Source organism: Acinetobacter pittii, assembly GCF_034064985.1.
Classification (GTDB): Bacteria; Pseudomonadota; Gammaproteobacteria; order Pseudomonadales; family Moraxellaceae; genus Acinetobacter; species Acinetobacter pittii_H.
On the sequence record NZ_CP139249.1, the window covers coordinates 3626401 to 3651494 of the forward strand.

General features: G+C 40.0%; 26 protein-coding genes. 11 read left to right on the top strand and 15 right to left on the bottom strand.

The window, feature by feature from the left end; translation table 11 throughout:
- The first annotated feature begins 10 nt into the window (after positions 1-10).
- The gene (gene pilR, locus SOI76_RS17365; protein ID WP_104080710.1) at positions 11-1423 is read left to right on the top strand and encodes a sigma-54-dependent transcriptional regulator; all 1413 of its coding nucleotides are present in this window, start codon (positions 11-13) and stop codon (positions 1421-1423) included.
- A 3-nt stretch (positions 1424-1426) separates the two neighbouring features.
- Here pilR and ctpA read toward each other — a convergent pair whose 3' ends face one another.
- The 4 genes from ctpA to lptF form a co-directional block, all read right to left on the bottom strand.
- Complete coding sequence (ctpA, locus tag SOI76_RS17370; protein WP_104080709.1) at positions 1427-2611, bottom strand: S41 family peptidase; 1185 nt, start codon at positions 2609-2611, stop codon at positions 1427-1429.
- Between the two features lie 15 nt (positions 2612-2626).
- Positions 2627-4174 carry a 2,3-bisphosphoglycerate-independent phosphoglycerate mutase gene (gene gpmI, locus SOI76_RS17375; protein ID WP_017400161.1) on the bottom strand — a complete coding sequence of 516 codons (1548 nt, stop codon included), beginning with the start codon at positions 4172-4174 and terminating at the stop codon, positions 2627-2629.
- Between the two features lie 126 nt (positions 4175-4300).
- The gene (gene lptG, locus SOI76_RS17380; protein WP_104080708.1) at positions 4301-5371 is read right to left on the bottom strand and encodes an LPS export ABC transporter permease LptG; all 1071 of its coding nucleotides are present in this window, start codon (positions 5369-5371) and stop codon (positions 4301-4303) included.
- Positions 5371-6471 (bottom strand): LPS export ABC transporter permease LptF, encoded by a 1101-nt coding sequence (gene lptF, locus SOI76_RS17385; RefSeq protein ID WP_002121169.1) that lies wholly within the window; start codon positions 6469-6471, stop codon positions 5371-5373. Before lptF ends, lptG begins: the two co-directional genes overlap by 1 nt.
- Before the next feature lie 143 nt (positions 6472-6614).
- Here lptF and pepA point away from each other — a divergent pair, with 143 nt between their 5' ends.
- The 4 genes from pepA (at position 6615) to SOI76_RS17405 (ending at position 9493) form a co-directional block, all read left to right on the top strand.
- Positions 6615-8063 (top strand): leucyl aminopeptidase, encoded by a 1449-nt coding sequence (gene pepA / locus SOI76_RS17390; RefSeq protein ID WP_032055630.1) that lies wholly within the window; start codon positions 6615-6617, stop codon positions 8061-8063.
- Positions 8056-8463 carry a DNA polymerase III subunit chi gene (holC, locus tag SOI76_RS17395; protein WP_032070644.1) on the top strand — a complete coding sequence of 136 codons (408 nt, stop codon included), beginning with the start codon at positions 8056-8058 and terminating at the stop codon, positions 8461-8463. Before pepA ends, holC begins: the two co-directional genes overlap by 8 nt.
- A 40-nt stretch (positions 8464-8503) precedes the next feature.
- The gene (locus SOI76_RS17400) at positions 8504-9142 is read left to right on the top strand and encodes a hypothetical protein (RefSeq protein WP_104080707.1); all 639 of its coding nucleotides are present in this window, start codon (positions 8504-8506) and stop codon (positions 9140-9142) included.
- A 132-nt stretch (positions 9143-9274) separates the two neighbouring features.
- Positions 9275-9493 (top strand): hypothetical protein, encoded by a 219-nt coding sequence (locus SOI76_RS17405; RefSeq protein WP_032055635.1) that lies wholly within the window; start codon positions 9275-9277, stop codon positions 9491-9493.
- 58 nt (positions 9494-9551) lie between these two features.
- Here the strand turns inward: SOI76_RS17405 and ribC are convergent, their stop codons facing one another.
- From ribC to glnK, 6 genes are all read right to left on the bottom strand, one after another.
- Complete coding sequence (ribC, locus tag SOI76_RS17410) at positions 9552-10211, bottom strand: riboflavin synthase (protein WP_005301612.1); 660 nt, start codon at positions 10209-10211, stop codon at positions 9552-9554.
- A gap of 42 nt (positions 10212-10253) precedes the next feature.
- The gene (locus SOI76_RS17415; RefSeq protein ID WP_002121221.1) at positions 10254-11546 is read right to left on the bottom strand and encodes a DNA adenine methylase; all 1293 of its coding nucleotides are present in this window, start codon (positions 11544-11546) and stop codon (positions 10254-10256) included.
- Positions 11543-12628: a bifunctional diaminohydroxyphosphoribosylaminopyrimidine deaminase/5-amino-6-(5-phosphoribosylamino)uracil reductase RibD gene (gene ribD, locus SOI76_RS17420; protein ID WP_104080706.1), complete on the bottom strand. Its 1086-nt coding sequence runs from the start codon at positions 12626-12628 to the stop codon at positions 11543-11545. Before ribD ends, SOI76_RS17415 begins: the two co-directional genes overlap by 4 nt.
- A gap of 15 nt (positions 12629-12643) precedes the next feature.
- Complete coding sequence (gene nrdR / locus SOI76_RS17425; RefSeq protein ID WP_000543541.1) at positions 12644-13102, bottom strand: transcriptional regulator NrdR; 459 nt, start codon at positions 13100-13102, stop codon at positions 12644-12646.
- A 164-nt stretch (positions 13103-13266) separates the two neighbouring features.
- Positions 13267-14661: an ammonium transporter gene (amtB, locus tag SOI76_RS17430; protein ID WP_104080705.1), complete on the bottom strand. Its 1395-nt coding sequence runs from the start codon at positions 14659-14661 to the stop codon at positions 13267-13269.
- 57 nt (positions 14662-14718) lie between these two features.
- On the bottom strand, positions 14719-15057 hold the full coding sequence (gene glnK, locus SOI76_RS17435) for a P-II family nitrogen regulator (RefSeq protein WP_000780326.1): 339 nt from the start codon (positions 15055-15057) through the stop codon (positions 14719-14721).
- 278 nt (positions 15058-15335) lie between these two features.
- Between glnK and SOI76_RS17440 the strand changes: the two genes are divergently transcribed.
- Both SOI76_RS17440 and yifB read left to right on the top strand, forming a co-directional pair.
- Positions 15336-15563 (top strand): accessory factor UbiK family protein, encoded by a 228-nt coding sequence (locus SOI76_RS17440; protein ID WP_002121136.1) that lies wholly within the window; start codon positions 15336-15338, stop codon positions 15561-15563.
- Positions 15564-15628: 65 nt separating this feature from the next.
- Entirely contained in the window at positions 15629-17116 is a 1488-nt protein-coding gene (yifB, locus tag SOI76_RS17445) for a YifB family Mg chelatase-like AAA ATPase (protein ID WP_104080704.1), read from the top strand.
- A gap of 14 nt (positions 17117-17130) precedes the next feature.
- On the opposite strand, the gene SOI76_RS17450 is transcribed toward yifB, so the two are convergent.
- Entirely contained in the window at positions 17131-18564 is a 1434-nt protein-coding gene (locus tag SOI76_RS17450) for a PLP-dependent aminotransferase family protein (RefSeq protein WP_104080703.1), read from the bottom strand.
- A 111-nt stretch (positions 18565-18675) separates the two neighbouring features.
- On the opposite strand from SOI76_RS17450, the gene SOI76_RS17455 reads away from it, so the two are divergent.
- Positions 18676-19452 carry an aldolase gene (locus tag SOI76_RS17455; protein ID WP_104080702.1) on the top strand — a complete coding sequence of 259 codons (777 nt, stop codon included), beginning with the start codon at positions 18676-18678 and terminating at the stop codon, positions 19450-19452.
- Positions 19453-19467: 15 nt separating this feature from the next.
- The gene (locus tag SOI76_RS17460) at positions 19468-20346 is read left to right on the top strand and encodes a dihydrodipicolinate synthase family protein (RefSeq protein WP_104080701.1); all 879 of its coding nucleotides are present in this window, start codon (positions 19468-19470) and stop codon (positions 20344-20346) included.
- A 43-nt stretch (positions 20347-20389) separates the two neighbouring features.
- On the opposite strand, the gene SOI76_RS17465 is transcribed toward SOI76_RS17460, so the two are convergent.
- Together SOI76_RS17465 and SOI76_RS17470 are read right to left on the bottom strand one after the other, a co-directional pair.
- On the bottom strand, positions 20390-21202 hold the full coding sequence (locus tag SOI76_RS17465; RefSeq protein ID WP_205668480.1) for a TorF family putative porin: 813 nt from the start codon (positions 21200-21202) through the stop codon (positions 20390-20392).
- Positions 21203-21240: 38 nt separating this feature from the next.
- Entirely contained in the window at positions 21241-21429 is a 189-nt protein-coding gene (locus tag SOI76_RS17470; RefSeq protein ID WP_104080699.1) for a hypothetical protein, read from the bottom strand.
- 737 nt (positions 21430-22166) lie between these two features.
- Between SOI76_RS17470 and SOI76_RS17475 the strand changes: the two genes are divergently transcribed.
- The gene (locus SOI76_RS17475) at positions 22167-23441 is read left to right on the top strand and encodes an OprD family outer membrane porin (protein WP_104080698.1); all 1275 of its coding nucleotides are present in this window, start codon (positions 22167-22169) and stop codon (positions 23439-23441) included.
- A gap of 106 nt (positions 23442-23547) precedes the next feature.
- Here SOI76_RS17475 and ppa read toward each other — a convergent pair whose 3' ends face one another.
- A complete protein-coding gene (gene ppa / locus SOI76_RS17480; RefSeq protein ID WP_002121243.1) occupies positions 23548-24072 on the bottom strand; it encodes an inorganic diphosphatase in 525 nt (174 codons plus the stop codon).
- A gap of 127 nt (positions 24073-24199) precedes the next feature.
- Positions 24200-24598, bottom strand: a complete 399-nt coding sequence (locus SOI76_RS17485; protein ID WP_002121258.1) for an MAPEG family protein — start codon at positions 24596-24598, stop codon at positions 24200-24202.
- Positions 24599-24704: 106 nt separating this feature from the next.
- Here SOI76_RS17485 and SOI76_RS17490 point away from each other — a divergent pair, with 106 nt between their 5' ends.
- A complete protein-coding gene (locus SOI76_RS17490; protein WP_104080697.1) occupies positions 24705-25094 on the top strand; it encodes a hypothetical protein in 390 nt (129 codons plus the stop codon).

The following is a 25094-nucleotide window of genomic DNA, read 5'->3' on the forward strand; positions in this document are numbered from 1 at the left end:
TTTTGGGGAAATGGCAGAACAGCGACCACTCGTTTTGCTTGTAGACGATGAAGAAGATTTGTGCCTGTTAATGCAAATGACTCTTGCACGAATGGGGATTAAAACACATCTTGCTTATCGGGTTGAACAGGCCAAACAGCTTTTTACTCAGTTTCATTACGATGCATGCTTGACCGATTTAAATCTACCTGACGGTAGTGGCTTAGAATTGGTTCAACATGTTTCTGAAACTTACCCACACACACCCATTGCAGTCTTAACTGCATACGGCAATATGGATATTGCAATTGCAGCATTAAAAGCGGGAGCTTTTGATTTTGTCAGCAAACCGATTAACCAAATTCATTTAGATCAGCTATTAAAAAAAGCGCTTAACCAGCCAAAACCAGAGCATGAGTTTAGTGAAACAACTCTAGAGAATGACTTATTAATTGGGCGTTCACCACCTATACAAAACTTACGGACAGCTATTAAAAAAATAGCCCGCTCCCAAGCTCCTGTATTTGTTACAGGCGAGTCTGGTACGGGCAAAGAAGTTGTTGCGAATCTGATTCACCGCTTAAGCAACCGTAGCGAAGGGCCATTTGTTGCTATTAACTGCGGAGCAATCCCAACCGAGCTCATGGAAAGTGAACTTTTCGGGCATAAAAAAGGTAGTTTTACTGGCGCGACTCAAGACAAACAAGGTCTGATTTTATCGGCACACGGCGGCAGTTTATTTTTAGATGAAATTGCCGAATTGCCGCTAACTATGCAGGTTAAATTGCTGCGGGCTGTGCAAGAGAAAAAGATACGCCCTGTAGGTTCAGATCAGGAAATTGATGTTGATTTTCGAGTAATTAGTGCGAGTCACCAAGATTTAGATTTGTTAGTCCAACAAGGTAAATTCCGTCAGGACTTATTTTTCCGTATTCATGTTATGGATATTATGTTGCCGCCACTGCGTGACCGTGGTGGAGATATTTTGCTATTGGCCAATCATTTTATTCAAAAGGTTTGTACGGAATGGGGAATTTCAAGCAAGCAATTAACGGCGAGCGCTGAAACTTACTTATTGCAGCAAGACTTTCCGGGTAATGTTCGTGAATTAAGAAATATGATTGAACGAGCTATTACTTTAAGTGATGAGGATTGCATTGATTTGACACACTTAGCACCTCCTCTTAGAGGCAGTAGCGTGAGCCCGCAAATCGTAACGAAACAACTAAATCAAGCACCGACTGTTCAGACTCATCCAAAATTTCCAATGGAAGGTTTAGAACGTTATTTAGAAAATATCGAAAAAGATATTTTATTGAATGCGCTAAACATGACGCATTGGAATCGAACTTTGGCGGCTAAAAAGTTAGGAATGACATTCCGTTCTTTGCGTTACCGACTCAAAAAGTTTGGCTTAGATACCGAAATGGGAGAGGAAGTATAAAAATTACTTCCTCTTTAAGAATAAGTCTGCAACGCGCTCTAAATATACGTCTTCTTTCATTTCTGCTGGCAATGGATAGGTCTGGTTAGGTTGAATACCCTGCCCTTCAATCATATTGCCATTTGGCGTGTAGTAGTGTGAGACCGTCATTTGTAGAGCCGCCCCACTTGGCAAAGGAAATAGCTTTTGCACTACACCTTTTCCATAACTTTTTTCACCCATCACCCAAGCACGCTGGTGTTCTTTCATCGCCGCAGTAAAAACTTCTGCTGCCGATGCAGAGCGGTGATTAATTAATATACCTAGTTTTATATTCTGAAATTCATTACCGGGCAAAGCCTGAAACTGCTGGTTACCTTCCGAACGGCTTTTGGTTGAAACAATAATTCCGTTATTTAAAAATAAATCTGCTGATTCAACTGCTGCCGATAACAACCCACCCGGATTGTTTCGCAAATCGATTAAAACAGCCTTTAAACGTGGAGAACTGTTTTCTTCAATTAATCTTTTAATTTCATTAGCCGTATCTTGTTGGAACACTCTAATTTTGAGTACGAGCACCTGATTATGTAGCATTATAGGTTCTATATCGGTTTCTATTTTTTTATTACGGACTAAATTAATGTTTCCGTTTAGCTCTTCTGCTTGTACTTGAAGTGTACTTCCAATAGAACCGTAAAGCAGGCCAAGTACCTGATCTTGGTTTAAATTTTTTAAATCTTGGTTATCAATTTTGAGAATTGTCTGACCATTTCTCAAACCTAATTTATAGGAATCAGAACCGGTTTTGAGATCACGAATTATCCATTTATGAGCATGTGATTCAGGACTTAATGCAAAATCAACTGATGCAAGATCACCTTCTGTATATTGAATCAGTTGGCGATATTCTTCTGCCGATAAATAACGCGAATAACGATCTAACCCGCTCACTAACCCTTTTATGGCTTGTTGAAACAACGCATCGTCAGACTTCACATCAACGTAGTTATCTCGAACGATTCCATAGATTTGCACAAACTGTTGAATCGACTCGATTGGCACCTCTGCATAGCTATGTTCCGGTTCTTCCGAATCCGAATGCAAAGGTGACATTTTTTCTTTTACAACTGGCGCTGCAAAAGCAAATTGGCTGCAACACAGCAACATACTTACAATAAGTTTTTTATATTTAATGTGTTGCAGCATCCAATCACCTTTAACTTATGCAGATAGTGTAATCAGATTACGCCCTTGCATTTCGGCAGGAACAGGAATCTGCATTAAATTGAGAATTGTCGGTGCTACGTCTGCAAGCACACCACCTTCTGCAATTGTTGCTTGTGTTGGGCCAACATAGATAAACGGCACAAGCTCGGTTGTATGCTGAGTATGCACTTGCCCACTTTCGTAGTCTTGCATTTGTTCAACGTTACCATGGTCAGCAGTAATGAGCATATGACCTTTTTTCGCCATAACTGCTTCATAGACACGACCTAAACAAGTATCAACCGCTTCAACTGCTTTAACCGCCGCATCAAACACACCCGTATGACCGACCATATCACCATTTGCGTAGTTCACAACTAATAAGTCGTACTCACCCGAATTAATCGCTTTAACCAACTCATCAGTGACTTCATAAGCACTCATTTCTGGCTTAAGGTCATATGTCGCAACATTTGGAGATGGAATTAAAATACGTTTTTCACCCGGATATTCATCTTCACGGCCACCACTAAAGAAGAATGTTACATGCGCATACTTTTCAGTTTCGGCAATACGTAACTGGGTTTTACCTAAAGAAGATAAATACTCACCTAATGAGTTTTTGAGCGCTTCTGGCATGTAGGCAACTGGTGCATCAATGCTCGCCTGATAACGCGTTAACATCACAAATTTAGAAAGATTAGGTACAACTTTGCGTTCAAAACCAGCAAAGTCTTTCTCTACAAATGCGCGAGTAATTTCACGAGCTCGGTCAGCACGGAAATTCATAAATACAACACTATCGCCATCTTGAACTTTAGCGATATCACCAATACGAGTCGCTTTTACAAACTCATCATTTTCATTAGCTGCATAAGCTAACTCTAATCCTTCCACTGCTGTTTGCGCAGTACGAAGTGCCTCACCTTCAGTTAACAAGCGATAAGCTTGCTCAACACGATCCCAACGGTTGTCACGGTCCATTGCAAAGTAGCGACCAATCATGGTTGCGATACGGCCTTGGCCCGGATATTGAGCGAATAATGCATCTAATTTTTCTAAAGACGGCTGAGCACTGCGTGGAGGTGTATCACGACCATCAAGGAAAGCGTGTAAATAAACTTTTGCACCGCGTTTTAATGCAAGTTCACACATCGCCACAATATGATCTTCATGTGAATGGACGCCACCTTCTGAAAGTAGCCCCATGATATGGACAGCACCGCCAGCAGCTTTGGCTTTTTCAACAGCGTCGATCAACACTTCATGTTTAAAAAAGTCACCAGTACGGATATCTTTAGTAATACGGGTAAAGTCTTGATATAACACACGGCCAGCGCCAAGATTCATATGGCCGACTTCAGAATTCCCCATTTGACCATCAGGCAATCCAACATCTTCACCTGAACCAGAAATTAGACTATTCGGATGCTTGGCTTTCATTGCCGCCAAATTTGGTGTTTTTGCTGCAAGAAAAGCATTATCTTCAATCGCTTCACGGTGTCCAACACCATCCATAATGACCAGAACGTGAGGGATCTTGCCAGCAGTTGCATCCGTCATAATCAATTTCTCTTTTGTCTACAATTTCGTCACAATATCTTACCGAATTTTCGGTCAAGACTCTATTTATTCCTATGGCTTTCACCAATATCCGCGATTGATGAAAACCATAAATATCACTTATTTCTAGCGAGCGCGGTAAAGCAAATAACTTCCGGCACCAAACATTAGCAAGATAGGTACAAGTACGAACCATGCTGGAGATGGAGAATAAACCAAACTCGCATAGCCCAAGAAATCCTGCAAATAATAGAAACTCAAACCAATAAACAATGCGATCACCAAACGGAAACCCATTGATTGTTGGCGTAACGGTCCAAAAATAAAAGAACACGCCACGAGAACTAATGCGATGAGTGAAAATGGCGAAGCAACTTTTTGCCAGAATGCCAATTGGTACGTCTTTGGTACCTGACTATATTCATCCATATAACGCATAAAGCTAATCAGTTGGCTTGGTGATAAATCTTCAGGATCTAAAGTCACCATATGCACATATTTAGGCTGTAATGCTAAAGCAAGCGATTGTTCTTCATGGTCAGTTTTGATGGCATTGCCTGCCGCCAAAATGTCCATTTGTTCAGCTTTTTTCAAAGCCCATTGACCATTTTTAATAAACTGTCCTTGCTGAGCATTAATTAATGATTGTAAGTAATAGTTCTGGTCAAAGTCGACCACTTGAATGTCTCTTAAATTACCTTGAGAGTTAGCATAGTCGATATAGATAAATCGCTGCCCTTCACGTGACCAATAGCCTTTAACTTCACCTAAAGCAGCTACTGAACGATGGCTTTTAACACTTTGTGCTTTTTCATTGGTATAAGGAATAACCCACTCACTTAAAGCAAATGACAAAATAATAAGTAGTAAAGCTGAGCGCATAACCCAACCAACAATACGCCATAAGCTAACACCGACTGAACGCATAACAATGAGCTCACTACTCGTTGCCAATGAGCCCAGACCAATCACAGCACCAATCAAGGCAGAGATAGGTAAAATTTCATAGAGATAGCGAGGAGCTCCCCACAAAACATAAAAGAGAGCTTGCCATGCGTTATAGTCTGGTTTGAGCTCACCCAACTCGCCAAGATATGTAAATAAGACCTGAAGAATGGACAAAACAACTGTGGTGCCAAACATCGCAAGCGCAGTGGTTTTCGTCACATATTTGGCGACTATTCGACGTGCTAACATTATAATTTCACTCGCTTGATCTGTTTCTTGATTTTTGGTCCTAACTTCTGCTTACGTGAGAATAAGGCAGCAGCAACGCCATACACAACTAACACGGCAGGATAAGCCCAAATATCGAGTTCTTCTTTACTAATACGAGTCTTGATTGCAATCATTAATACGATCAGACTGGAAAAAATAAAAATCGCCGGAATAAGACGGTAATAACGGCCTTGTCGTGGGCTCACCTCAGACAATGCCACTGACAGCATTAACGCAATAACAATGGTGAATGGCCCAAATAAACGCCATCCCAACTCACTTCTGATGACTGGATCATTTGTTTTTGAAAAGAGTTTTGTTGTTGATAGTGCTTCTACATCGCCACTCTCAAATTTAACATCTTTGTCATTTTCTAAACGTAGACGATAAGACTGAAACTCTGCTTGTGTATATTTTGGTTGTCCCGGGAATATTTCATAGCGACGACCTTGTACCAGATCAACGACATTGGCGGTGTCATTTGCAACTTCTACACGAGTCGCTTCTTTTGCCAAAATCATAACATCTGGCTTATCTTCTTTAGCAGCGCGCTGATAAAAGAAAATATCCTTCAAATTCTTTCGGTCTTCTGACAATGAACCTGCATAGATCGTATATGGCCCAGAGGAAATAAACTCTCTTGGTCGAACCAAATCGAAACCTGTCCGAACAGCTTGTGTAGTTGTCAGTTTTTCAAACTCACGTAGTCCCCACGGCGTCATCCAGAGCATAAGCACAGACTGAAACACCATATAAACAAGTGTCATTGGAATGAGTAATCGTGCTAATTGATGACGACTTACACCACTACCATTCAGTACTGCCATTTCATGGTCAACATATAAACGACCAAATACCAACATTAAACCAATGAAAAAACCCAATGGTAAAATGAGTGTTAGAAATTCAGGTAAACGATATCCAATGATGCTGAACAAGATGCTGGCATCTAAACGCCCCTGCGCCGCCACACCAAAGTATTTGATCAGACGACCACCCATCATGATTAAGGTCAGTAAAGAAATGACCACCAATGAGGTAGAGACAACTTGCTTGACGAGATAACGCCGAATAATCAAAGTAATACTTCCAAAAGGCTAATCGGGACGAGTGCTAGTTTACCCGAATGTTAAAAATATAAAACCGCACATTGCAACGCTATGCTTGAAAGTGTTTCAATGTTTTAATCCAACATAACTTTCTATAGGCAATCACGGCAGCCATGAAATTTACAACTTATACAACTTTTCCCGAACAGACATCTAATGAATCTTTGTGGGTTTTAGTTGATTCAGAACAGCTACAAAGCAACATCAACACATATCAAATCAATAACCTAGAAAGCGTTCTTACTGCCACCCAATTCAAAGGCAACTTCAATGAAACTCTGCCTTTATTCGGTCAGATTTCAAATCAACCTCACAGCCAATTACTTGGCCTAGGAAAAACAGCCGAACTTCAGGCGGTTAAGCTCGCTAAACTTGCCCAAACCATTATCAAATCGACACAAAATAAATTTAAGCATATCGCGATTGATATTGCTGCGTTACCTGTCGAATACCATTATTTATTCGCTTTAAGCTTAACTCAAGCAGCTTATGGTTATGATGAGTTTAAATCGAAAAAAAATGAATTTGTGTTACAACAGGTTGATTTAATTAGTTCAACGACGAGCCTCGATGAAAAACAACTGGCTTTAGTGCATGCCGTACAGTCTGGTCAGTCGTATGCACGAGACCTTGGAAACCGTCCAGGTAACATTTGTTTCCCTGAATATTTGGCAGAACAGGCATTAGCTTTAGCTGCAGAATTCCCTGACTTACTTAAAGTAACTGTCTTAAATGAACAGCAAATGGCTGATTTAGGCATGTATGCTTTTCTTGCAGTCAGCAAAGGATCTGAACGTCCGGGTCGTATTGTAACACTCGAATACCAAGCTGGAATCGATCAAGCGCCTGTTGTGCTTGTTGGTAAAGGCGTTACTTTTGATACAGGCGGTATTTCTTTAAAACCAGGCCTAGGCATGGATGAAATGAAGTTCGATATGTGCGGTGCAGCCTCTGTACTAGGTACTATTCGTGCGCTATGCGAAGCAAAACTCCCTATTCATGTCGTTGGAGCGATTGCAGCTGCAGAAAACATGCCTTCAGGTAAAGCAACTCGCCCAGGCGATATTGTGACAACCATGAGCGGACAAACTGTTGAAATTTTAAATACCGATGCGGAAGGTCGTTTGGTACTGTGCGACACATTGACCTATATCAAACGTTTCAATCCAGCAGTTGTGGTTGATATCGCAACATTAACTGGTGCATGCGTAGTTGCTTTAGGTAAAGTACTGAGTGGTTTGTTCTCACCAGATGATGCTTTAGCAGCTGAACTTCAACAAGCGGGTGAGCAATCATTTGACCGTGTATGGCGTATGCCAGTAATTGAGGATTATCAAGAATTACTTGATTCACCATTTGCGGATATTGCAAACATCGGCGGTCCATACGGCGGTGCGATTACGGCAGCATGTTTCCTTGAACGCTTTACACGTGAATACCGTTGGGCTCATTTAGATGTAGCAGGAACAGCATGGTTATCCGGTCCGGCTAAAGGCGCAACAGGTCGTCCAGTACCATTACTCATGCAATTTTTAGCGAATCGTGTAAATACGAATGGCTAAAGTTAGTTTTTATCTGTTTGAAACCAGTGAAGAACGGCAAGTCGATAGTGCTTGCCGTTTATGCCGAAAGATTTTACAGAAGCATCCTAAAATCTGGTGGTATTGCCCAGATGTGCAGCTACAACAAACTCTTGATGAAAGATTATGGGATTTCGACCCTGTCAGTTTCATTCCACATGGAGTTGACCAAACTGAAGCTGCTGTATGTATTTCGGCTAAACAACCGCTTGAACAAGGCTTATTAGTATTTAATTTTAACAATCATGCACTTGAACAAGTTGATCATTTTAGCCACATTATAGAAATTGTTGAAAATAATGAAACAGCCAAGCAAATTGGTCGAGAAAAATTTAAAATGTATCGCCGTTTGGGTATAGAACCGCGAACCTTTAAATTATAACGCGCTAAAATGTAAATTTACTGTTGAACAAAGGAGAAGCATGGTGGCATTAAATGTCGGGCAAGATTTTAAAAAAAGATGGTTAAATGCGCCTGAAGCTGTCCGTCATGCCTATCAACAAGATCTGGCACGTATTTGCGACTTATTAGAACCTCAAACTCCGATTCAGCTTTGGGTTTTAAATGATGAAAAAGCGCAGCTAGAATCACAGCAAAAAATTGAAAAAGCTTACGCGGACCTCAAGGCAGAGCTGATTGAGCAAGCACGTATTCGTCGTCAGCTTGCTTTAGAGAAAGCACTTGCTGATAAACGAGCGTTAGAAGCGGCCTATGCTGCCCAATTGCAAGCCGATGAAGTTCGTAAATTTAGTGAGCAGACTGAAGCACTTCAAGCCATCCGCAGTCAGTTAGAACAAGAAGTTGCAGAGCAAACTGCACGTTATCAGAAAAACCCTGAAACACCTGCAGTCAATTACTCTGCTGGCGTAAAACTTAGTATTAGTGATGATCAAATCTTAACTGAGCTTGAAAGTTTACGCATTCGTTTAGAACTTGAAGCTGAAAACTTAATTGAAGAGTCTGTAGCGGCTTTCCGAGCCAAGCTAAATTCGGCAGCTCAAGAAGAAATTGAATACATTTTAAAGAACTCTAAGTTTTCTGATGAAAAAATAGAAAAGTAAAGTTTTTTTAAGACTCTTTTGTCATAAAAATGACATTTAATTGTCACAGAATAGACATAAATATTATTCTTGTAGATCAATTAATTATGAGAATAGAAAGTAGGGTTTTTAAGATAATTAATGAGGGTAAAGATGGACATTCCGCATCAGATTTCAATGCAACTTGAGCAGCTTAATCAGGGTGAACAATGGACATTTTCAGCACAAGAACTTTATATGAGTCATAACGACTTTAATTCTTTATCTATCTTACTTACACGAGAGTCTGAAAAAGGTAAGTTCTCAATTACACGTACCCAACATCATAAAGCTTGGGTGGGTACAGATTCGGTCACGCTAACCAAGCATTAATTTTAAAAATAAAAAACCGGACATTTGTTCCGGTTTTTTTATTTTGATGATCTGGCTTTTATTTTAAAAAACCATTTTCAGCTAAAAAAGCCATACTAATATTTGACTCGGTTTTTTGCTCAGCTGCTTTATCACCTAGCAATAAACGCTCGATATAACGCGCCAACACATCAACTTCAAGATTGACCTTACTGCCTACTTGCCACGTTCCAATATTGGTACGTTCTGCAGTGTGTGGAATCAAATTCAAGCTTAAAATATTTCCACGTAAGTGATTAATCGTTAAGCTGATTCCGTCAACAGTTACAGAACCTTTTTCCGCCAAATATTTAGCAAGTTCTGCCGGTGCTGTAACTTCATAATAGATTGAACGAGCGTCTTCACGTACTACAGTAATTTCACCTACGCCATCAACGTGACCACTTACAATGTGCCCGCCAAAGCGCGTTGTCGGTAACATTGCCTTTTCAACATTGACACGTTGCCCAACTTTCCAGTTACCTAAAGTCGTTCGATTTAAACTTTCACGGGAAACATCTGCTGCGTACCAGTTATCGCCCCATTCAATCACTGTGAGACAAATACCATTGGTTGCAATCGAGTCGCCCAAATGTACATCAGACATATCCAGATCAGTCTGAATACGTAGACGTACATCACCACCTACACTTTGCAGGCTTTCAACTTTACCTAAACTTTCAATGATGCCTGTAAACATGGCTCAATCTCCAAATCTTTTACACTGCTTAAATTGCAGCGCTTACCAAAGTGCGAGCTGCGTACTGTTACCTGAAGTATCTACACCACCTAGCTCGGCGAAGTGGTAAAGCTGGCCTAATAACTGACGTAATGGTGGTCCTGACTTAGCATGAGTATCAGTAATCACAATAAACTCAAGCACGCGTGCACGTTCAGACTGTCGTTGTTTACTCACTCGATAGCGCGGAACATCTTGTGTTAACAAGGTTACTTTGCCCCGTTCCAGATTGGCCATAAGCAAATCTTTCGGTTCGATATTACCATCAGTTGAATAACTGGTCAGAATATAGCGCGCATTGATCGTTGAGAGTAATTTCTCATATGCATCTTTTGCATGTTTAGAAGAGTTATATGGACTTGGACGCTCTTTACGCCATGCTCTATCAATACCACTCTTATAACCTTTAGTATCTGGTGATGGTAAATCAACCTGATCCCATAAAGTTAATGCATTTAAAACGTGGTAATTACTACTATATGCATGCTGGTTATATGGTGGATCAAGATAGGCAACATCAACTTCAAAACCACTCATTTGATTTGCTAGATGTTGTGAATCTACACACCACATTTCAGCAGCCGGACGTTTGCGATCACCAATCTCACAAAAACGGCTCGGTGTTAACCAAAGTAATGACTCAATTCGTTCTAGCGCAGTTTGAGTACGTCCGCCCCACCCTTGGTGGAAACTTTTAAATACGCCACTGGTGTTACTGACAAAACTAGCTGAATAGAGCAATGGCGCAAGCAAAGCACTCATCTCTACATCATTAATTGCACCTTGTGCCTGCCATGTGGCAATCTGCTGACGAATTGCATCAATACGCATACCGTTACGGCGTTTAAAGAATAAACGGTCACGGGTTGGATCATATACATCATCGTTACGTGGACAAAGGTTATGCGTTACCCAACCTTTAACTTCAGGTAAACGATTTAAATAGTCGATTGCCTTTTGATAGCCACCCAGTTCTTTAAAAGCAGGCGCATCTACACAGGCTAAAATCGCATGATTTAAAGCATGACTATAAGGTTCCCAGTCATTCGCAATCACACGGTAACCATTTTGACGTGCCAAACGAGATACGACGCCACTGCCGGCAAAGAAATCGGCAAAAATCGGTGGATTCTTTTTCTTGCTATTTAGTGTCCCTGTAATTTCAAGGGCTTCTAAAATTAGATGGAGCAATCGGCGCTTGTTACCCAAGTACGGCACAAGCTGATGGAAAAGATATTCGTCTGTCGTACGGGCTGCATGACGACGTTTGTGATAAACCGAAGGCTCTGAATTCATACTTTCTCTTGCGTAGGGATTAACCTTAAGCGTATATCTTGATCAATTTGTGTCACATCAAGAAGTGTAAAACGAAGTTGCTCTGCCATATATTCAAATTCTGCATTGAACATGGCCCTTGCACTTTTCCCTAATAATGTCGGGGCAATATAACTGATTAATTCATCCACTAAACCTTCTTGCAAAAAAGCAGTAGACAATGTTGCGCCAGCTTCAACCAGCACATCATAAATTTGATGTTGCTTAGATAGGGTCTGTAACAGCATTTTTAAAGGCTGAATTTCTAATTGTATCACGCCTAAATCAGCAAGTTCTTGACGATACGGCCCCATCACCATCACAGTTTCAGGATTCTCTAAGATATTAGCGTTAAGTGGCAAACGTCCTTGGCGATCTAAAACAACACGTTTTGGCTGAGCAACCATCTCGATATCAAAATTATTGAGTAAACGCACGTTAAGCTGACAATTATCTGCAATCACAGTTTCAATACCTGTAATCACTGCTCCAGAAATGGCACGCCAATGTTGTACATCTTGGCGCGCAGCCGAACCAGTAATCCACTTCGACTCACCTGATGCCATTGCAGTACGCCCATCTAAACTTGAGGCTACCTTTAAACGTACATAAGGCATGCCTGTAGACATTGCCTTTAAAAAACCTTGATTAAGTTTTGATGCTAAATCTTCACAAATGCCAACTTCTACTTCAATTCCGGCATTTTTCAAAATCTGAACACCCTTACCCGCCACCAATGGATTTGGATCAGGACAAGCAACCACTACTTTTTTAACTTGAGCTTTCACCAATGCTTCGGCACAAGGAGGGGTTCTACCATAATGCGCACATGGTTCAAGCGTAACGTAAGCCGTTGCACCTTGTGCATGTTCACCCGCTTCGCGTAAGGCAAAAACCTCTGCATGTGGCTGACCCGCTTTAGGATGAAAGCCTTCACCAATTAAATGATCATCTTTGACAATCACACAACCAACATTTGGATTAGGCTTGGTCGAATATAGTCCTCGTTTGGCAAGTTCAATGGCTTGCTGCATCCAATACTGATCTTGTTTCAACTCAGACATAAAAATCTCAAATGATTAGTGTTCACGTTGCTGCATTTGCTCTATTTGACGGCGAAATGCTTCAACATCCTGAAAATCTTGATAGACAGAAGCAAATCGGACATAAGCAACATGATCAAGTGCAAATAAAGATTGCATGACGATTTCGCCAATTGTTCTAGATTTCACATCACGCTCACCTAAACGGCGAATCTGCAACTGAATATCACTTAAAACTGTTTCGATCTGCTCTTGTGTGACCGGACGTTTTTGCAAAGCATGCATTAACGAACGACGCAATTTGGCCTCATCGAAAGGTTCATTTTTTCCATTCGATTTGATCACACGGGGCATTACCACTTCATAGCTTTCAAAAGTGGTAAAACGTTCACCGCAACTTACACACTCACGACGTCGACGAATCTGACAGCCTTCGGCGGCTAAACGTGAATCGATGACTTTACTATCTGCGGCGTTGCAAAATGGACAATGCATAGCGGATTTATAGGGTCGATTACTTTGACCTAGTGTAGCAAAATTTCTACACTTACAGAACCAGCATTCTATAAGACAAAAAAACAGTCCTGAGCAAGATCAAAGCATCGCTTTGATCACAGCGCAAGACTGTTCTTTTAAAACAGCAGATATATTAATGATGATTATTCGATACGTTCGCCATGTTGGCTTAAATCCAGACCCATGCGTTCATCATCAGCATTAACACGAATACCAATCACAAGATCAATCACTTTAAGAATAATGAAAGTCGCGATACCACTGTAAACCATGGTTGCCAATACGCCTTCAACTTGTACCCATAATTGGCCAGTGAATGTTGGAGCTAATGCAACGTTCGCTGCTTTAATAATTTCGTCACTGTAGAATACGCCAGTTAAAATCGCACCGACAATACCACCTACCGCATGCAAACCAAATGCATCCAAAGCATCATCGGCTTTAAGTAAGCGTTTAAGAGCTGTAATACCCCAGAAGCACACTACGCCACCAATAAGGCCCATGACTAAAGCACCGCCCACCCCAACAAAACCTGCTGCTGGTGTAATCACAACTAAACCAGCTACCGCACCAGAAGCACCACCTAATACAGATGCTTTACCACGGATCATACGTTCAACAACTAACCAAGAGAATGCAGCAGCAGCGGCAGCAACTTGAGTCACTAAAATTGCCATACTTGCACGAGCACCAGCGCCTAGAGCACTACCACCGTTAAAGCCGAACCAACCCACCCAAAGTAAGCTTGCACCCACTACAGTTAAAGTCAGGTTATGCGGAGCCATAGATTCACGGCCAAGGCCAATACGTTTTCCAAGCATGTAAGCAGCAACTAGACCTGCAACACCTGAGTTGATATGTACAACTGTACCACCAGCAAAATCTAATGCGCCTGCTTTAAATAACCAGCCATCTGCAGCCCACACCCAGTGGGTAATTGGTGCGTAAACAACGAGCACCCAAACTGCAATAAACACCATGAAAGCTGAATACTTCATGCGGTCTGCAATAGAACCGCTAAGGATCGCAACTGTAATAATGGCAAAAGTCATTTGGAAAATAACAAAGAGGCTTTCAGGAATTGTTCCACTCAATGCATCAAATGCCACTCCGTTGAGCATTGCTTTAGACAAATCACCAAAAAATGCACCTGTGCCAGAGAACGCGATTGAATACCCAGCAATCACCCACAGCAAACTTACTAAGATTGCAGCTGAAAGGCTGAACATCATTGTACTTAGGACATTTTTTTTACGTACCATACCGCCGTAGAATAATGCTAATCCCGGAATGGTCATTAATAAAACTAATGCTGTTGAAACTAGAATCCAAGAGGTGTCACCCGTATCAAGAGTGGGTGTCGGTGCTGGAGCTGCCGGAGTTTCAGCAACTGGTGCTTCTGCCACGGTTGCGGTAGCTTGTGATGTTGATGCAGCCGCAACTTCCGATGTTGGCGTTGTTACAGCTTCTTCTGCCCAAGAGGCAGTACCACCCAAAAGAGCGCCTGATAGACTGAGCGCCATAAGTATTTTTTTCATTCGTGTCCCCCAACCTCATTTGCGAGTTATTTTCTACTCAGCAAGCTTTGTGCCAATTTAGACAGCATCCGGTCCAGTCTCACCCGTACGAATACGGATTACTTGTTCCAGGTTAGTAACAAAAATCTTACCATCGCCGATTTTTCCAGTGCTCGCTACACGAGTAATTGATTCAATTACCGCGTCAACCATTTCATCACTGATCGCAATCTCGATTTTTACTTTAGGTAAGAAATCAACCACATACTCTGCACCACGGTAGAGTTCTGTATGTCCTTTTTGACGACCAAAACCTTTAACTTCAGTTACGGTAATCCCTTGTACACCAATGTCAGAGAGTGCTTCACGCACATCATCTAATTTAAACGGTTTTACAATTGCAGTTACAAGCTTCATGTTTGTTTCCTTCGGCTTCTTTTCACCAGTAAGGTTTTATGTTCAATTTTCATGCCAATATTTCAAAGGTTGAGGGAAATGAATCTATTGCATGAACTTTCTTTATAACCTATTTAGTGATCAAGATGTAGATGAGCTATTAAAAATAAAATGAATTTTCAGTATTGTTGAGTGCTGTTTTAATATTCTATTTGCACTAAAAGAATTGAAACCTATATACCGACTTCAAGCAGTGATAAACTGTAAACTATAAGGTAATACAACGCTTTGGATATTTTATGTTAGAAACATTACTACAGGCCATTTTGGAACAAATTGATGAGCCTAAAAAAGATTTGGAAAAAAATTTACGTGCATTATTAAATGAAGCGGTCGAAAAGTTAGACCTTGTTTCCAAACAAGAGATTGACCGTCAAAAGACTGCACTTCAATCGGCTAATCAACGTTTAGAAGAGCTACAAAAACAAGTCAGTTTGTTAGAAGAAACTTTAAAGAATAAAAAATAAGCACCAACGTAGCGCACTTATACTTTACAACGATTAAAAATGAAGCACCATAATGGAACAATAAGATGTCTTTTTCTAAAATTTATACACGGGGACTTTTGGGTTTACATGCACCTCTAATTGAAGTTGAGGTACATGTGAGTCAAGGCTTACCTTCTCTTACCATTGTCGGGCTAGCAGAGGCGGCAGTAAGAGAAAGTAAAGACCGCGTTCGCTCAGCCATTATTAATAGTGGATTCCACTTTCCGACTAAACGGCTAACCATTAATCTTGCGCCAGCAGATTTGCCCAAAGATGGTTCACGTCTAGATTTACCAATTGCCGTAGGCATTTTAATTGCGTCTGGTCAGCTCCCAGAAAACTGTGCCGAAGATTTTGAATTAATTGGTGAATTAGCGCTGGATGGTCATGTAAGACCAGTATCAGGCACGTTAACTTTAGCCATGGCATGCCAACAGGCCAAGCATAAAATGCTTTTACCCCTCGATAATAGTCAGGATATTAACCATTTACCGAATCTTGAATGTTATCCAGTGAGCCACTTAAAAGAAGTTTGTGAACATTTTCTGGGCACAAAATCTCTATCTTCGGTTGAACCTGCAACTGCCTCAAACCAAATGCCTTATAAATTTGATCTGGCAGATGTAAAAGGTCAGTTACGCCCACGTCGTGCACTAGAAATAGCCGCCGCAGGAGGACACTCGCTGCTCTTTAAAGGACCACCAGGCACAGGTAAGACTTTACTCGCTTCAAGGCTCCCTTCGATTTTGCCACCTCTTTCTAATCAAGAAACACTTGAAGTTGCGAGTATTTATTCGATTTCAAATACACCGCATACGTTTGGCCAACGGCCATTTCGAGCGCCCCATCATACAGCATCAGCGATTGCACTGGTTGGGGGCGGATCTCATCCTAAACCAGGTGAAATTACCTTATCTCACTTAGGAGTTTTGTTTTTAGATGAACTTCCTGAGTTTGACAGAAAAGTGCTAGAAGTCTTACGCCAGCCACTTGAGTCAAAAGAAATCATTATTTCACGAGCAGCTCGGCAAATTACCTACCCTGCAAACTTTCAGCTCATTGCAGCGATGAACCCTTGCCCATGTGGTTATGCATTTAATCAAGATAGTCGTTGTCAATGTTCGCCTGAGAGTATTAAACGTTATCAAAACCGTATATCGGGACCGTTACTCGACCGTATCGATTTACATATTGATGTACCGCCATTAAAAGCTCAAGAACTGCAAGATCCAACCCCTGCTGAAGACTCCAGTAGTGTTCGCCAACGTGTGATTTATGCTTATGAACAACAAATGCAAAGACAGGATTGTTTGAATCAGGCGCTCTCACCAAAACAACTTGAGCAATACGCGACTCTCGATAGTACTTCACAGCGAATGATTGAAATGGCTCAGCAACGTTTAAATCTATCAGCTCGTGCTTATCATCGTGTTTTACGAGTAGCGCGGACCATTGCAGATTTAGCTCAAAGTGAGGTCATTCAAAGTCCGCACCTTACAGAAGCACTCTCTTATCGAGGCAATCATTCTTAAAATGGAACAGCGGATTATAAGTCCGCTGTTCTTTTATTAAGAGCGTCATTTAAGGCCTCGATTAAAGAAGTAATTTCCTGCTCTGATAAAGCTGCAAAACCAAAGCGGATACAACGATTAGAAGACTCTTCCTGTTTAAACTTATGCTCTGTATCAATATTGAGTTCTTTTAATTTTATAAGCTGTTCCTGAGTAAATGGTTTCTGGAATTTTACCCACAAGGCCATTCCACCCGCAGGCGGTTGTATCTGAATACTCTCTGCAAAAACTCTTTGAAACTCAGCTAAGGCATGGTCACGGCGTAACTGATAAATCTTTTTCATTTTGCGGATGTGTCTTTTAATTTCACCCCGTTGCATTAAATCTGCTAAAGCAAGTTCAGTAATGTTATTACCTTGTCGATCAATCAATAAAATATCTTCAGTAATGGATTGAATGATTGTTGGGGACGCTACCATATAACCCAAGCGTATACCGGGTGCAAAAACTTTAGACAATGAACCAACATGAATGACTAATTCAGAATGAGGCAAACTTGCCAAGGGTGGCATAGGTCGACTGTCATAGTGGAATTCATGATCATAGTCATCTTCAATAATATAAAAGCCCCATTTTTTTGAAAGCTCCAAGAGTTGAAGACGACGGCTCATTGGCATCGTTACAGTTGTAGGATATTGGTGATGCGGAGTTGTATAAATGGCAGCAACTGAGTGCTCTTTTAAAATCCGTTCTAAATCTTCAATGACAATACCTTGTTCATCTAATTTGACAGAAATAACTTGAAAACCATTTGACTGAAATGCTTTAAAAGCAGATGGATAATATAATTCCTCAACAATGATAACGCCCTGCCGATTAGGTAATGCTCGAGAGGCAAGAAAAATTCCCATCTGGCTACCACGTACAATACAAATTTCATCTTCGGCAACATTCATAAAACGTTCCATCGACAACATTTGTTGTAAAGCCTGTCTTAGCTCAACCATACCTCGTGGGTCACCATATCCCATGTACTGGTTTTGCGTAATTTTAATCAGTGCGTGACGATAGGCCCGTGAAAATAGTTCATAGGGAATAAGCCTCGGATCTGGCACACCATCGTTATGTGGATATTGAATCACTTCTTGGATGATTGGTTTATTATTAACTTTTCGCTTAGATACTGGCTCTATTTGAAGCTGTTTTTCCGGCAAAACATCCGCCACAAATGTGCCTTTTCGGGGACGGGTCACAAGCCAACCTTGCGCCTCTAACTCTTCATATACTGCTTGTACAGTTTTTCGATTAATTCCTAGTTCTTTTGACAAGCTACGAGACCCCGGCAGCATCGTCCCCTGCACTAAACGGCCACATAAAATTTCCTGACTAATCAAGTTAGTCAGTTTTAGAAAAACCGTTTTTTCTTCTCTTTCATCGATACGAAAATTTACTTGCCAAGGTCTTAGCATATTCGCCCCATCTGGACCATATAACTTATAAAAACTGGATGTATTGATTCATCCAGTTGTTTTCTATTCTGCCTTCACCTACTTAATTTGGTCAACTGGACTGGAGAAGAGATGAAGACGGCTTCTGTAAACAAACACGACTTGATGCAACACGCACAACAAGACATGCAAAAGTGGATTAGCGACTCAGATTTAACTGACCGCCAAAAGCTTGCACTCACTTGTCGTATTTTATTTGACCATGGCCATGATGCTGGTTTAGCAGGCCAAATTACTTGCCGTAGTGAAAATAAAGATTCCTTTATTACCCAACGTTTCGGTTTAGGTTTTGATGAAATTACTGCTTCAAACTTACTTGAGGTAAATCAAGACTTAGAACCCGTTAATCAAGAAGGTATGGCCAACCCAGCCAACCGTTTTCATACATGGATTTATAAAGAGCACCCAGAAGTAAACTGCATTATCCATACACATCCGACTCATGTAGCGGCTCTATCGATGTTACAGATTCCACTTATGATTTCCCAAATGGATGTTTGCGCACTTTACGAAGACTGCTCATTTGTAGGTCATTGGCCAGGTGTTCCTGTAGGTAATGAAGAAGGTATTTTGATTTCTTCTGCGCTTGGTAAAAACCGCGCTGTTTTGTTGTCTCACCATGGTCAATTAGTCACAGGAAAAACCATTGAAGAAGCATGTAACTTGGCTCTTTTAATTGAACGCGCAGCTCAACTGCAACTGCTAGCCATGTCTGCCGGACAAATCCAGCCCATCCCCCATGCTTTAGCAACAGAAGCTCATGACTGGGTTTCTACCGATAAACGCAACAAAGTGAACTTTGCTTACTACGCACGTAAAGCTTTGAAAAAACATTCTGACTGTATTTAAAAAGAGATTTCCACCATGAAATTAAACGGCATTATTGGCTACCCTGTTACTCCCTTTTCTGATGACAACACCATTAACCTTCCTGTTTTAAAACAGATGCTGGATTTGCTGATTGAAAATGGTTGTGATGCAATTGCACCTTTGGGCAGTACTGGCGAAAGCGCTTATCTTGAATGGGATGAGTGGTGCTTAGTCGCTAAAACTTCAATTGAAAGCATTAATAAGCGCGTGCCTGTCATTATTGGAATTTCAGAACTCACCACTGATCAAGCCATTAAAAAAGCGCAAATCGCACAAAATTATGGTGCAGATGCACTTATGGTAATTCCTGTATCTTATTGGAAACTCACAGATCAAGAGATTTTTGAATATTATCAGGCAATTGCACAAGCAACGACTTTACCGATTATGATTTATAACAACCCTGCGACTAGTGGTGTTGATATGTCTCCAGAGTTAATTGTGCGTATGTTTAATAGCATTGCAAATATTACGATGGTGAAAGAAAGTAGCGGTGATATTCAGCGCATGCATAAGATTTATGAGCTATCAAAAGGAGAACTCCCATTTTATAACGGGTGTAACCCTCTAGCTTTAGAAGCTTTATGTGCTGGAGCAAGCGGCTGGTGTACAGCAGCACCAAACCTATTAGGTCAACGACCTCAACAGCTTATTGAACATGTAAAAAATGGTGAGTTAGAACAAGCCCAAAATTCATTTTATCAGCAACTTCCTCTACTACGCTTTATTGTAACTGGAGGTTTACCTAAAAAGATTAAAGCTGGTTTAGAGCTAAAAGGTGTCTCTGCGGGCTTACCACGTAAGCCTCTGTCCAACGCCACAGATATCGAGCTTAACCAGTTAAAACAGCTACTTTCGGAAATAGAAAACTAATAAAAAAAGCGGGTTTACTCACCCGCTTTTTTAAAACTCAAACTTAGAATGTTTTAGTTAAACTAAATACTAAACCTGTGTCATAAGGTTTTTTCTGAGCATCAGTCATACCAGAAGTACTTATGTCTGTACCAACAACATCTAGCTCAGCAACAATGCCTAAAATGTTATAGTTGACGCCGACTTTATAATCGATATAGCTATCGTCTTCACCTGGTCCACCCGCAACAACAAGTAAAGAGTCTTTGTTTTTAAGCTTGTTATAACCAACTGAAGCAAGTCCAGTAAATCCTGTGTCTGCAATTGGTGCTGAATAACCGACGTTGAAATACCAGAACTCATCAGAGTGGCCCCAGTAATCATCTGAATAGCTTACGCCCACACTAAGTGCATCACCTTTAAACAAAGAGTCTGCAAACGTTAATTTTCCGTAAAATTCGGTGAAGTCGAAGCCAGTATCACCATTGTATGGGTTAGTAAATTTTGAGTCAGAACCGATGTATCCATAATGAATTACACCCACATCATACGTTGGTGCGAGCGTATCGGATAATTTAATTTTATTAGTATAACCTAAAGAAATATCGGTTTCAGTTGAAACACCCGGTGTATTAAAGTCAACGCTTGAACCCCAAAGCGCAACATAAGCACCTGACTTATGAGAAAAAGTGAATCCGCCTTGAATGGCTGGGTTATTTGATGATTGGGTCACACCACGGAAGCGATAGTCTGTGGTTGCTGCCACACTACCTGTTGCCGTGATTCCATAAAAAGATGGAGCATCTTCAGCCATAGCCATAGTTGAACCTGCTGCAAAGATACTAAGACTCACGGCCTTAAGTGCAAATTTCATCATTTTGATCTCCCCCACAATGAATGCACGATTTATATGAATTAAACAAATTGTGTTACTTGAGCTTTAGCAATTGCTGTGCCAAGTACAAATTTGCTATCAGTGCTCTTCATTAATTTTGAGATCAAACTCACTTTATTATAAAATTTCTGGGTAATTTTTATAAAAATATATCCATAAAAAACATAGTGATAAAATAAAATTTTTATGCGATAAAAAATACTAAACATACGAAAACCCCTTATCGGAAATTAATGATCGAGGCGTGAAGTATTCATTTGTTGCACATAAATTTTCTATTTAATCTTAGAGGCGAGATATAAAAAGTATGTAAATTTCTTGAGGACAGGGCTTGTAATGATCTGTGATTGCGCATTTCTACTCATTGGATTTTTTTATTTATTACTTGTTTAAAGTAGATGTACTATTTTGGGTCTTTTTTAAGCAACAATATGGATAAAAAGAGTAGTGCACAAAATACAAGCAATTTATTGCACTAAATTTGATCAACCCAAACATATTCTATTGACCAACTGTTAGTGATCTATTTTTGTACATTCCATTTTTAAAATAATGTTATATAGTAACAATTTAAAAGGTATAAAAATAAAAGAGATGAAAAAAGAAACTTAAAATGAGATTAAAAAGTAAACATATCCAACAAAAAAGAGTAAAAAATGAACACAAGAATCAACTATTTTTTTAACTTTAAATACAAAATAAATGGTAAAAATCCACTAAAAATTAAATTACTTTTTTTATTTTAAACAATAAATTAAGTATAAAAGACGAATTATAAATTTATTAAATAACCCCTACCACATTAATCAAATCCTGCATAGCATATATAAAATAAAATGAACAAAAATATATCTTTTTTACAGATTACTTATACAATTGATGGAAATCCTAGGCCCTGAACAATAACAAGGCACAGGATTTATCGTTTTTATGAGGTTCTTTAAATATGCTAAAAGCACAAAAACTTACATTAGCAGTTCTCATTTCTGCGGCAATAATTTCCTCAGCTCAGGCAAGCGAGCAAAGTGAGGCAAAAGGATTTGTTGAAGATGCGAACGGTTCTATTCTCTTCCGTACCGGTTATATCAGTCGTGATAAAAAAGATGGAAGGGCTGACAATAGCTCATTTGCTCAAACGGCAATTGTAAATATCGACTCTGGCTTTACTCCTGGTATTGTTGGTTTCGGTGTTGGCGTTGTTGGTGACGGCTCATTTAAAATCGGCGAAAATAAAAACGCTGGTAATAACATGATTCCACAACATAACGATGGTTCAGCTTACGATCATTGGGCGCGTGGTGGTGCTAACGTAAAAGCACGTTTCTCAAATACAACGGTACGTTATGGTACTCAAGTGCTCGATTTGCCTGTGCTTGCAAGCAACACGGCTCGTTTAGTACCTGAATATTTCACTGGTACTTTGTTAACTAGCCATGAAATTAAAGACTTAGAAGTGGTTGCTGGTAAATTTACTAAAAACCAATATTCTGACCAAATTGCAACTGACCAAAATGGTTTAGACCGCGCTGTGGTTTGGGGTGCAAAATATAAGTTTGACGATCAAATCAGTGGTTCTTACTACGGTGTTGATGTAAAAGACAAACTTAATCGTCATTATGTCAATGTGAACTACAAGCAACCGCTTGCTAATGACAGCTCACTTACTTATGACTTCAGTGGTTATCATACTAAATTTGATAAAGATGCTAATCTTTCGTATGCGACTGGCCCAGCTGGTGAAGACAAAACCAACAATATTTGGGCAATTTCAGGTACTTATGCGACTGGCCCACATAGTGTGATGCTGGCGTACCAACAAAACAGCGGTAACATTGGTTATAACTATGGTGTAAACCAAGACGGTGGTCAAAGTGTTTACTTGCCAAACTCTTATTTGTCTGACTTCATTGGTAATGATGAAAAATCTGCACAAATCCAATATAACCTCGACTTTGGTAAGTTAGGCGTATTACCTGGTTTAAACTGGACCACAGCTTATGTGTACGGTTGGGATATCAAAACGTCTAACGGCGCAGATGACTCAAGTGAAAGCGAATTCTTCAACCAAGTAAAATATACAGTTCAAAGTGGTTTTGCCAAAGGTTCAAGCTTACGCTTACGTAATTCAATTTACCGTGCTGACGATGCCTATACTACAGACTATATGCCAGATACTAATGAATGGCGTATCTTCCTTGATATTCCTGTGAAATTATTCTAATTCACACATCTATCAAGCATGAAAAAACCTACGTCTGGCAACAGATGTAGGTTTTTTATTAGGCTCAGAATATCAATTCAGAAATTCTGAGCTTATAAATTAAAGCTTATTTAGCAGCTTCAATTGCTTTTAATACTTCTGCTTTAGCAACATCAGCACCTTCCCAACCACTGATTTTTACCCACTTACCTGGTTCTAAATCTTTATAGTGACTGAAGAAATGCTCAACTTGGCTAATCAATAACGGAGGAAGATCTGTATATTCCTTCACGTCTTTGTAAAGTGGAGATAATTTTTCGTGTGGAACAGCGATTAATTTCGCATCAATACCACCGTCATCTTCCATGTTTAATTTTCCCACTGGACGGCAACGAATTACAGAACCAGCAGCAACAGGATGTGGAGTTACAACAAGTACGTCTAATGGATCGCCATCTTCAGACAAAGTATTTGGAACATAGCCATAGTTCGCTGGATAGAACATTGCTGTACCCATGAAACGGTCTACAAACAATGCATCAGAATCTTTATCGATTTCATATTTAATTGGTGCTGCATTTGCAGGAATTTCAATGATGACATAGATGTCATTTGGCGCATCTTTACCTGCAGGGATATTGCTGTAACTCATATCAATACTCTTTCGTTATGAAGTCAGATGTAAAATCCACTCGATTATAGCGTGGATATCATCAAAATGATGCCGATTATACAATGGGCACACGCGAAAGTTGATATGAATGATGACAGAATGACACTCAAGTCAGTTTAATCGTGACCACAAGTAAAAAGATTGGACACAATATCGATAAGAACCAAACAATAGAGCGTAAAGTTGCCCAGTTACTTAAATAGCAAATGCCATAAATAACTCTTAAAATAATATATGCCCAACCTAATCTCAGAATAAAATATTCCGGAACAACCATATATTCAGCCATTAAAATAGCTGTTAAAAATAAAGGCAGGCTTTCAAAGCTATTTTGTTGTACGGCGTTAGCTCGAGCAGCAAGGCCTGTTGTTTTAGCCAAAAAAGCTCTCGGGTTTTGATTATCAACGGGCTGAAAACCACCTGTAAATTTTGCAATTACGGTAAATGCGTATGGCAGCAAACATGCCACTAAAATAATATAGATAATGCCGCTGATGCCCTGCATAGTGCCATCCATCACTGAAAATACTGTTGATCATGCTATCATAACATTGCGTTTTTACCTGAAATTTTATGCAATCACTTGTCATCACTGATTAATAGGGCCATGTATGCAACAACCTGATCAAAAAGAATTGTTTGACGTCTTAGAGAAGCAAAAACAAAATCAACTTCAGGTAGACCGTATATTAAAAATCGTACTTCCTATTGTCGCTTTTTTATTGAGTGTGATTTGTGCAAATCTAAATTGGCAATCGACACTAGGCACCTTTGTTATTTTAACAATTACTTTTATTGCAGTCGGTATTAAACGACTTCCTTTATGGCATTGGTTAATTGTGATTACTCTATATTGCCTAGCAGATAATTATTTAAGTTATGGTCAGCTCGATTTAACTCATCTACGCTTACAACTCGGCACAATGCTTGTTTTTGTGGGAATGGTGGGAATTGGTCGTCCTTATATAGATCGTTGGTTTATGAAAAGTCATAAAATATAA

Excerpts from the sequence above, each read along its gene's own strand:
- holC (WP_032070644.1), top strand. The coding sequence starts at position 8,056 with ATGGCTAAAGTTAGTTTTTATCTGTTTGAAACCAGTGAAGAACGGCAA.
- lptG (WP_104080708.1), bottom strand. The coding sequence starts at position 5,371 with ATGTTAGCACGTCGAATAGTCGCCAAATATGTGACGAAAACCACTGCG.
- SOI76_RS17400 (WP_104080707.1), top strand. The coding sequence starts at position 8,504 with ATGGTGGCATTAAATGTCGGGCAAGATTTTAAAAAAAGATGGTTAAAT.
- glnK (WP_000780326.1), bottom strand. The coding sequence starts at position 15,057 with ATGAAGCTTGTAACTGCAATTGTAAAACCGTTTAAATTAGATGATGTG.
- ribC (WP_005301612.1), bottom strand. The coding sequence starts at position 10,211 with ATGTTTACAGGCATCATTGAAAGTTTAGGTAAAGTTGAAAGCCTGCAA.
- SOI76_RS17465 (WP_205668480.1), bottom strand. The coding sequence starts at position 21,202 with ATGATGAAATTTGCACTTAAGGCCGTGAGTCTTAGTATCTTTGCAGCA.
- SOI76_RS17460 (WP_104080701.1), top strand. The coding sequence starts at position 19,468 with ATGAAATTAAACGGCATTATTGGCTACCCTGTTACTCCCTTTTCTGAT.
- SOI76_RS17415 (WP_002121221.1), bottom strand. The coding sequence starts at position 11,546 with ATGAATTCAGAGCCTTCGGTTTATCACAAACGTCGTCATGCAGCCCGT.
- SOI76_RS17455 (WP_104080702.1), top strand. The coding sequence starts at position 18,676 with ATGAAGACGGCTTCTGTAAACAAACACGACTTGATGCAACACGCACAA.
- SOI76_RS17490 (WP_104080697.1), top strand. The coding sequence starts at position 24,705 with ATGCAACAACCTGATCAAAAAGAATTGTTTGACGTCTTAGAGAAGCAA.
- SOI76_RS17450 (WP_104080703.1), bottom strand. The coding sequence starts at position 18,564 with ATGCTAAGACCTTGGCAAGTAAATTTTCGTATCGATGAAAGAGAAGAA.
- SOI76_RS17475 (WP_104080698.1), top strand. The coding sequence starts at position 22,167 with ATGCTAAAAGCACAAAAACTTACATTAGCAGTTCTCATTTCTGCGGCA.
- SOI76_RS17470 (WP_104080699.1), bottom strand. The coding sequence starts at position 21,429 with ATGTTTAGTATTTTTTATCGCATAAAAATTTTATTTTATCACTATGTT.
- pilR (WP_104080710.1), top strand. The coding sequence starts at position 11 with ATGGCAGAACAGCGACCACTCGTTTTGCTTGTAGACGATGAAGAAGAT.
- amtB (WP_104080705.1), bottom strand. The coding sequence starts at position 14,661 with ATGAAAAAAATACTTATGGCGCTCAGTCTATCAGGCGCTCTTTTGGGT.
- pepA (WP_032055630.1), top strand. The coding sequence starts at position 6,615 with ATGAAATTTACAACTTATACAACTTTTCCCGAACAGACATCTAATGAA.
- ctpA (WP_104080709.1), bottom strand. The coding sequence starts at position 2,611 with ATGCTGCAACACATTAAATATAAAAAACTTATTGTAAGTATGTTGCTG.
- yifB (WP_104080704.1), top strand. The coding sequence starts at position 15,629 with ATGTCTTTTTCTAAAATTTATACACGGGGACTTTTGGGTTTACATGCA.
- SOI76_RS17405 (WP_032055635.1), top strand. The coding sequence starts at position 9,275 with ATGGACATTCCGCATCAGATTTCAATGCAACTTGAGCAGCTTAATCAG.
- SOI76_RS17485 (WP_002121258.1), bottom strand. The coding sequence starts at position 24,598 with ATGCAGGGCATCAGCGGCATTATCTATATTATTTTAGTGGCATGTTTG.
- ribD (WP_104080706.1), bottom strand. The coding sequence starts at position 12,628 with ATGTCTGAGTTGAAACAAGATCAGTATTGGATGCAGCAAGCCATTGAA.
- ppa (WP_002121243.1), bottom strand. The coding sequence starts at position 24,072 with ATGAGTTACAGCAATATCCCTGCAGGTAAAGATGCGCCAAATGACATC.
- SOI76_RS17440 (WP_002121136.1), top strand. The coding sequence starts at position 15,336 with ATGTTAGAAACATTACTACAGGCCATTTTGGAACAAATTGATGAGCCT.
- nrdR (WP_000543541.1), bottom strand. The coding sequence starts at position 13,102 with ATGCATTGTCCATTTTGCAACGCCGCAGATAGTAAAGTCATCGATTCA.
- gpmI (WP_017400161.1), bottom strand. The coding sequence starts at position 4,174 with ATGACGGATGCAACTGCTGGCAAGATCCCTCACGTTCTGGTCATTATG.